Origin of the sequence: Nonomuraea sp. NPDC049695 (genome assembly GCF_040674955.1) — a bacterium.
GTDB lineage: Bacteria > Actinomycetota > Actinomycetes > Streptosporangiales > Streptosporangiaceae > Nonomuraea > Nonomuraea helvata.
Genome location: NZ_JBFANV010000078.1, coordinates 40,954 through 47,823, shown reverse-complemented (window position 1 = coordinate 47,823; position 6,870 = coordinate 40,954). Strand labels below are relative to the sequence as shown.

Below are 6,870 nucleotides of genomic sequence, written 5' to 3'. Positions count from 1 at the left end.
CCGAAGCCGCGCTCCCCGCTACAACCTGGGGAAAGTCAACAAGCGGCCCACGTCCCTGACCACCAAACGCGATCTCGGACCTTAAAGAACAAGCTGAGGCAAATCTCCTGGCTAAGGCAGCGCGGCTACTGATCGTCTGGTGGTGGCTCCTCTGCGGTTCGCAGGCATGCCGCGTCCTGGTATGCCCGCGTCACGGCAGCGATCATGGCGAGCAGCGCAACGGCGGGCGCGATGAGCAACACCGTCTCCCCGGGGATGTACCAGGCGGGAATCAATTGCGCCACGGCCAGGAAGATCCAGAAGCCGGACGTTCCGGGAACTCTCAAAACCGGCTCTCCCATATGTACCAAGGACCTCGGATGTGGGTGTACCCGGTGTGGGACTCGTCCGACGGCTCGCCGCCAGGGCTCCACGCGAAGCCGTAGTGGTCAAGGAACCCGGTGTCGCTCACCAGGAACCGCGCCCCGCCTTCAATCCGCTCGATCGATGTCAGCGGGTAGAGCCCTGCCCATTGATCGTCATACTCGGTGGACTCGTCCCCCGAGGCGACCGTGCGGGCGACCTGCTCCAGGCTCGACTCCGAGAGCGCGAACCGGGCGGTGAAGGGCAGATCCGCAAATACGATGCCAACTACGGCTACCCCCATGACCGGCGCGCACGCCCAGCGCACCCAGTGCCGGCGCAGCCCGGAGCGGCCGTCCGAACGCAGCAGGCCCACGACGAACCGGGCGGTCCAGACGACGACTGTGGCGAGCCCCAGCATCAAGCCCGTCACCATCAGCGAGAGGGAACCGCCGCCCGGCAGGCTCCAGTAGTTCAAGATGATCAGCGCGAGCAGAGCGACAAGGGGAAGCAGCACCTTTCCGGGCGGACCGATCAGAATCCGGGTGAGCTCCGGTAACGGAGGTTGCGCGGTGGCATTGTCGGACATGCCGCGAGCGTATCGCGGCGTGCCCGCTACAACGTAGGAGGAATTGCCGGCCCGCGTCGAAATGCGTGAGCCCGCCATCGGGAGCTAACGGTCGGCGGCCTGGTGGTACGAAAGCTCATAGAGGTGTCCGCCTTTGATGAGAATCGAAACCTCCACCGGTCGTTGGGAGTCGCTGTAGATGACCCGGAATTGCCGGAACACCGGCACATCGGCCGGCAGGTCCAGGCCTTCTGCTTCGTGCACGGTGGGTTGCCGGACAGAGATGCGATCATCGAAATACCGCTCAGGAAACCCGAGGTCCGCCAGGACCCGCGGTGCGCCGCCACGGATCTTTTTGCGGCTTGCCAGAGGGCTCCCAACAGCGATGTCCACCGGATAGAACGACCACGAGAGCTCAACGGGGTCGCCGTCACGCAGCAACAGCCGATGGCGCATGATGACGCTGCCACCGGGAGACATCGCGAATGCCGCGGCGACATCGTTGGGCGGCTCCACCTCGCCGACGTCGAGCAGTTCATAACTGTAGCCACGCGGGCCCGGGGACTTGTACGTGGTGGCTTCGACCACGAATTGCCGACCCTCTCGGACGAACACCCCTTTACCAGCATGGCCGCGTACGAATCCCTCGTCCTTCAGTGATTGAAGGGCGCGTTGAATCGTCGCGTTGGCCGCCTCGAAACGCGCAACCATCTGGGGCGTCGAAGGAAGTTGCTCGCCCGGCTTCAGCGCGCCGGACATGATCTCGGCTCGCAACTCCGCAGCGATCTGCTGGTGACGAGGACGTGGGTCCGGGCGCCTTGCCAAGTGTCAGGTCCCCTCGTTGATGATCATTCTGTAGCGTAGCTCACGCCCGTCGGCGACCATCGTCATGACGGTGGCCTCGATCGGCCTTCCAGTGTCCGTGCGCAACACTCTAGTGAGGACCAGCACCCAGTCTTCGGGGCGGATATCAAGCGCATCCTGTTCAGGCATGGTCGAAGGCCGGGCCGTTACGGACTCCTCGGCGCTATGGGGCAGGTAACCGAGTTCGGCCAGAGCGGTGAGGGCCCCGCCTGAGATCTTGCGCTCTTCGGCCAGCCGCGTGTCGTGGGCGATCGACGACGGGTAATAGGAGTCGGCCAATTCCGTCGGCCGCCCGTCGAGGAGTACCAGCCTGCGCCGGACGACCGCTGTCCCCTCTGGACCGAGGTCGAGCACATCAGCCACCTCTTGGGGAGGGCGCACCTCTTCCACGCCGCACAGCCGGTTCGTACCGACATGACCATGCGCGGCCGCCTCCTCTGTCCAGGCATCCGCTTCGCCGGGCCGCCGCGGCCTTACGTAAGGGGTGGAGACGCTGGCCCAGCCTGTGTCTGGCATGTGCTCCTCCATCGAGACGAAAGGGACCACTAGCACGCCACTGTCCGGGTTCGTACGTGACGCCTGGATCAAAGCCTACTCAGGTCACTTCCATAAAGCCTTGATGCCTTTCGGGAATGGCATTAAGGTTTGAGTGGATAGACGGCAGGCAGACGACCGGAAGGCTGAAGCGATGACGGGCACCGAACTGGACGGCCTCATTCCTGTGGCCGCTCAGGACATGCGCCAAGTCGTAGCGCAGGCGGCGCTCCTACAGGACTGGGCAGGCCGCCAGCTTTCGACATTGCGAAACACTTATCCGGCGTGGGACATCGAACGCGAGCGTGATGCCTCCGGCCAGATGTGGTGGACCGCCAGGCTGCGCCAGCAGCTCAATCTCGACATGGTGGCGGCCGGGGTGTTGCAGACCGTCCGGCAGCCGGACGCCATCGCGCTCGCTGCAGCACTGGCCTGGCAGACGGCTTTCTTGCAGAACGCCCGGACCCGTGTCGGAACGTGGCGAGCATGCCAGTCCGAGGAATCCAACCAAAGACCCGGCCTTATGGAAGGAAGCCATCCCGCGACCTCATAGGTCCGGCAAGGAGAGATCCATACGGGCTCTATAAGTCGGAGCCCAGGCGCCATGAGCAGGCGGGCGGTGTTTCCCTTCGACCGGTCCCATCGCCACGCCACGAGATGTCCGGCAGTGCTCCGGAGTCCTGCCGGTGGCCCCGCCGTCCGGGTCGGGCGGGGCCACCCTTCTACCGCCGTGCGACGGACTTAGCCTGCGGAATCACACCGTTGGCCCCCGACTAAGCCCTGGGACGGTGCCTCACACCTCGGGCCCCACGGAAGCGATGCATCATGTACCGCTGGAACCAGCACATCCCTCACAGCCCACAACTCCGTGTACGCCAAACGTCCTGTTGCGGCGAATACGAACTTGCCTCCGAGGGAGGCCAGTTCTTCGTCCTCCGGCCGACCATGGACGGCGGTTACGAGGAGACCGCAAGAGGCCTGTTCGCTCTCGCTGCACGGGTGTTCACCGAACTCGCCTCACTGCACCGATGCCGCCGATGCCCTTGAGCGGGTCAGCGCAGCCCGAACATGAGCAGGGTCCCAGCCGGACGTGCGCCGGACGGCTGCACCATCACGACCCGCCCACTGCCGAAGGCTGCCCTAGGGAGAGCAGCTTGTAATTGGGCAACAGGTGGGGGGTGGGTGACCTACAGCGTGGGGAGGAAGCCGACCTTGTCGCGGACGTCGGCCATGGTCTGCCTGGCCACCGCCGACGCGCGTTCCGCGCCGATCGCGAGCAGGCGGTCGAGCTCCGCCTCGTCCGACAGCAGCTTCTCCGTGCGCTCCCTGATGGGCGTGAACGTGTCGGCCACCGCCTCCGCCACGTCCTTCTTGAACGTGCCGTACCCCTGCCCCTCATAGCGGGCCACCAGCTCGGGGATGGGGGTGCCGGTCAGCGCGGACTGGATGCGGAGCAGGTTGGAGATGCCGGGCTTGTTCTCCTCGTCGAAGAGCACCTCGGAGCCGGTGTCCGTGACCGCCCGCATGACCTTCTTGCGCAGCGGGCCGGGCTGCTCCAGGACGTCGAGGATGCCGGCGGGGCTCGAGGAGCTCTTCGACATCTTCGCCGTCGGGTCCTGGAGGTCGGTGATCTTCTCGACCTCCTTGAGGATGTACGGCTCCGGCAGCGTGAACGTCTCGCCGAAGCGGTGGTTGAAGCGCTGGCCCAGGTCGCGGGTGAGCTCCAGGTGCTGCTTCTGGTCGGCTCCCACGGGGACGCGGTCGGCCTGGTAGAGCAGGATGTCGGCGGCCTGCAGGATCGGGTACGTGAAGAGGCCGACGCTGGCCGCGCTCTCGCCGAACTTGGCCGACTTGTCCTTGAACTGGGTCATCCGGCCCGCCTCGCCCATGCCGGTGAGGCAGATCAGGATCCACGCGAGCTCGGTGTGCTCGCGTACGTGCGACTGCACGAAGACGGTGGACCGCTCGGGGTCGAGGCCGGCGGCGAAGAGCTGGGCGGCGGCCACGCGGCTGCGGCGGCGCAGCGCGGCGGGCTCGGTCGGCACCGTGATCGCGTGGAGGTCGACCACGCAGTAGAAGGCGTCGTGGGTCTCCTGCAGCGTGACCCACTGGCGGACCGCACCCAGGTAATTGCCCAGGTGGAAGGAGTCCGCTGTGGGCTGGATGCCGGAGAGAACACGAGGTCTGGCCATAGCAGCCAATTGTGTCAGGAATCCCGCTCAGGCGGCGACTCGGTCACGGAACGTCGTTTTACTCTAACCCTGGAGATACGGCGCCCGTCCAGCTCGGTTACTGTCATCTCAAATCCCGTTATTTCCACCTTTTCCCCGACGGCTGGCACATGCCCCAGCATCGCCATGACGAATCCGGCCAGCGTCTCGTACGGGCCGTCGGGCAGCCGGAGGCCAGTCTCACCGGCGAAGTCGTTGAGGTTCGTGAGGCCGTCGATCTCGATCTCCCCGGCGGGCAGGATCACGACATCCTCCTCGACGTCGTACTCGTCCCTGATGTCCCCGATCAGCTCCTCGACCAGGTCCTCCATGGTCACGATGCCCGCAGTGCCGCCGTACTCGTCCACCACGATCGCCAGGTGCTGCCCCTCGTCGCGCATCTCGTTCAGGGTGCTGAGCAGCCGCTTGGACGCGGGCACGAACTTCGCCGGCCGGATCGGCACCACCGCGCTGATCGGCTCGGTCCGCCCGTTGAGCTCGGGGTCCAGCAGATCCCGTACGTGCACGAATCCGATGACCTCGTCGTACGTGTCCCGGTAGACGGGGAAGCGCGAGTGCGGGAGCCCGGCGGCCAGGCGGGCCGCATCGTCCAGCGGCGTGTCGGCGTCCATGAACTCCACCTCGGTACGCGGCAGCATCACCTCCCTGAGCTGCCGTTTCCCAGCCGCGAACACCTCGCCGATCAGCTTGCGCTCGTCGGCGGTGAGATCGGTGTGCCCGACCACCATGTCGCGCAGCTCCTCGGTGGTGACCTCCTCCCGGCCGGCCTCCGGGTTGCCGCCGAGCAACCGGACCACGAGGTCGGTGGACTTCGACAGCATCCAGATGATCGGCCGCGACAGGGACGCGATCCGGTCGAGGAACGGGGCCACGTACAGCGACAGGCCCTCGGCCCGCTGCAGCGCCAGGCGCTTGGGCGCCAGCTCGCCCAGCACCAGCGACGTGTACGAGATCGCCAGCGTCACCAGCACGAGCGCGAGCACGGGGGCGACGGCCGCGGGCACCCGCCACTGCTCGAGCAGCGGCACCAGTTGCCCGGAGAGCCGGTCGGCGCCGAACGCGGCCGACAGCATGGTGGCCACGGTGACGCCGATCTGGACGGCGGACAGGAAGCGGTTGGGGTCACGGGCGAGCTTGGCCACCCGCTCGCCCCGTCGGCCCCGCTGCGAGAGCTTGCGAACCTGGCTGTCCCGGAGGGAGACCATCGCGATCTCGGCGGCGGCGAAGAAGCCCCCGATCAGGATGAACAGCAGAACCAGGGCGATGTTGGCCGCGACGGTGTCAAACATGGTGGTTGGCAGCGTACTCGGCGACTTTCCCGCGTATGCTGAACGGCAAGCCGTACAAAATCAAACATATTTGAACAGGAGCGCACATGAGGCTACTGGTCACCGGAGGTGCCGGATACGTCGGCAGTGTCGTCGCGGCACAGCTCATCGAGGCAGGGCACGACGTGACCGTACTCGACGACCTGTCAACGGGACATCAGGACGCGGTGCCGGAAGGTGCCAGATTTGTCCAAGAAAGCATCACGGAGGCGCATGACGCGCTCGACGGCATGGACGCGGTGCTGCACTTCGCGGCCAAGTCGCTGGTGGGCGAGTCGGTGGAGAAGCCGGGGCTCTACTGGTCCAACAACCTCGGCGGCACGCTGGCCCTGCTCGACGCCATGCGCGACAAGGGGGTGGGCAGGATCGTGTTCTCCTCGACGGCGGCCACGTACGGCGAGCCCGAGCGCTCCCCGATCGAGGAGGACGACCCGACGCGCCCGACCAACCCCTACGGCGCCTCCAAGCTGGCCGTGGACACCGCGCTGAGCGCGTTCGCGGGGATCCGGGGCCTGGGCGCGGTGAGCCTGCGGTACTTCAACGTGGCCGGCGCCTACGGCCGCTACCGCGAGCGGCACACGATCGAGACCCACCTCATCCCGAACGTCCTGAAGGTCGCGACCGGCGAGCGCGAGTCCGTGAGCGTCTTCGGCACCGACTACGCGACGCCCGACGGCACCTGCGTGCGCGACTACATCCACGTGGCCGACCTCGCGCGGGCGCACCTGCTGGCGCTGGAGGCGATCGTGCCCGGCCGGCACCAGATCTACAACCTGGGCAGCGGCAGCGGGTTCAGCGTGCAGGAGGTGATCTCCGTCTGCCGCGAGGTCACCGGGCACGAGATCCCGGCCGTCGTCGCGGACCGCCGCCCCGGAGATCCGGCCGTGCTGGTCGCGTCGTCCGCGAGGATCCAGCGCGAGCTGGGCTGGAAGGCCGAGCGGCCGTCGCTTCGCGACATCGTGTCCGACGCGTGGGACGCGCTTTCCGCAAATGCGTGATACGG

8 protein-coding genes are annotated in these 6,870 nt (G+C 66.6%); 2 read left to right on the top strand and 6 right to left on the bottom strand.

What is annotated here, in order from left to right:
• Positions 1-125: 125 nt before the first annotated feature.
• The 4 genes from AB0J64_RS43440 to AB0J64_RS43425 form a co-directional block, all read right to left on the bottom strand.
• Positions 126-326, bottom strand: a complete 201-nt coding sequence (locus AB0J64_RS43440) for a hypothetical protein (protein ID WP_364041362.1) — start codon at positions 324-326, stop codon at positions 126-128.
• A complete protein-coding gene (locus AB0J64_RS43435; protein ID WP_364041360.1) occupies positions 323-931 on the bottom strand; it encodes a hypothetical protein in 609 nt (202 codons plus the stop codon). The genes AB0J64_RS43440 and AB0J64_RS43435 overlap by 4 nt, the downstream gene beginning before the upstream one ends.
• A gap of 84 nt (positions 932-1,015) precedes the next feature.
• The gene (locus AB0J64_RS43430) at positions 1,016-1,735 is read right to left on the bottom strand and encodes a GntR family transcriptional regulator (RefSeq protein WP_364041358.1); all 720 of its coding nucleotides are present in this window, start codon (positions 1,733-1,735) and stop codon (positions 1,016-1,018) included.
• Positions 1,736-1,738: 3 nt separating this feature from the next.
• Positions 1,739-2,290: a UTRA domain-containing protein gene (locus tag AB0J64_RS43425; RefSeq protein WP_364041356.1), complete on the bottom strand. Its 552-nt coding sequence runs from the start codon at positions 2,288-2,290 to the stop codon at positions 1,739-1,741.
• Positions 2,291-2,462: 172 nt separating this feature from the next.
• Here AB0J64_RS43425 and AB0J64_RS43420 point away from each other — a divergent pair, with 172 nt between their 5' ends.
• Positions 2,463-2,861 (top strand): hypothetical protein, encoded by a 399-nt coding sequence (locus AB0J64_RS43420; RefSeq protein ID WP_364041354.1) that lies wholly within the window; start codon positions 2,463-2,465, stop codon positions 2,859-2,861.
• Between the two features lie 634 nt (positions 2,862-3,495).
• Here the strand turns inward: AB0J64_RS43420 and trpS are convergent.
• Together trpS and AB0J64_RS43410 are read right to left on the bottom strand one after the other, a co-directional pair.
• A complete protein-coding gene (gene trpS, locus AB0J64_RS43415; RefSeq protein WP_364041352.1) occupies positions 3,496-4,500 on the bottom strand; it encodes a tryptophan--tRNA ligase in 1,005 nt (334 codons plus the stop codon).
• A 14-nt stretch (positions 4,501-4,514) separates the two neighbouring features.
• A complete protein-coding gene (locus tag AB0J64_RS43410; RefSeq protein ID WP_364041350.1) occupies positions 4,515-5,828 on the bottom strand; it encodes a hemolysin family protein in 1,314 nt (437 codons plus the stop codon).
• A gap of 86 nt (positions 5,829-5,914) precedes the next feature.
• On the opposite strand from AB0J64_RS43410, the gene galE reads away from it, so the two are divergent.
• Positions 5,915-6,865, top strand: a complete 951-nt coding sequence (gene galE / locus AB0J64_RS43405; protein ID WP_364041348.1) for a UDP-glucose 4-epimerase GalE — start codon at positions 5,915-5,917, stop codon at positions 6,863-6,865.
• Positions 6,866-6,870: the final 5 nt, after the last annotated feature.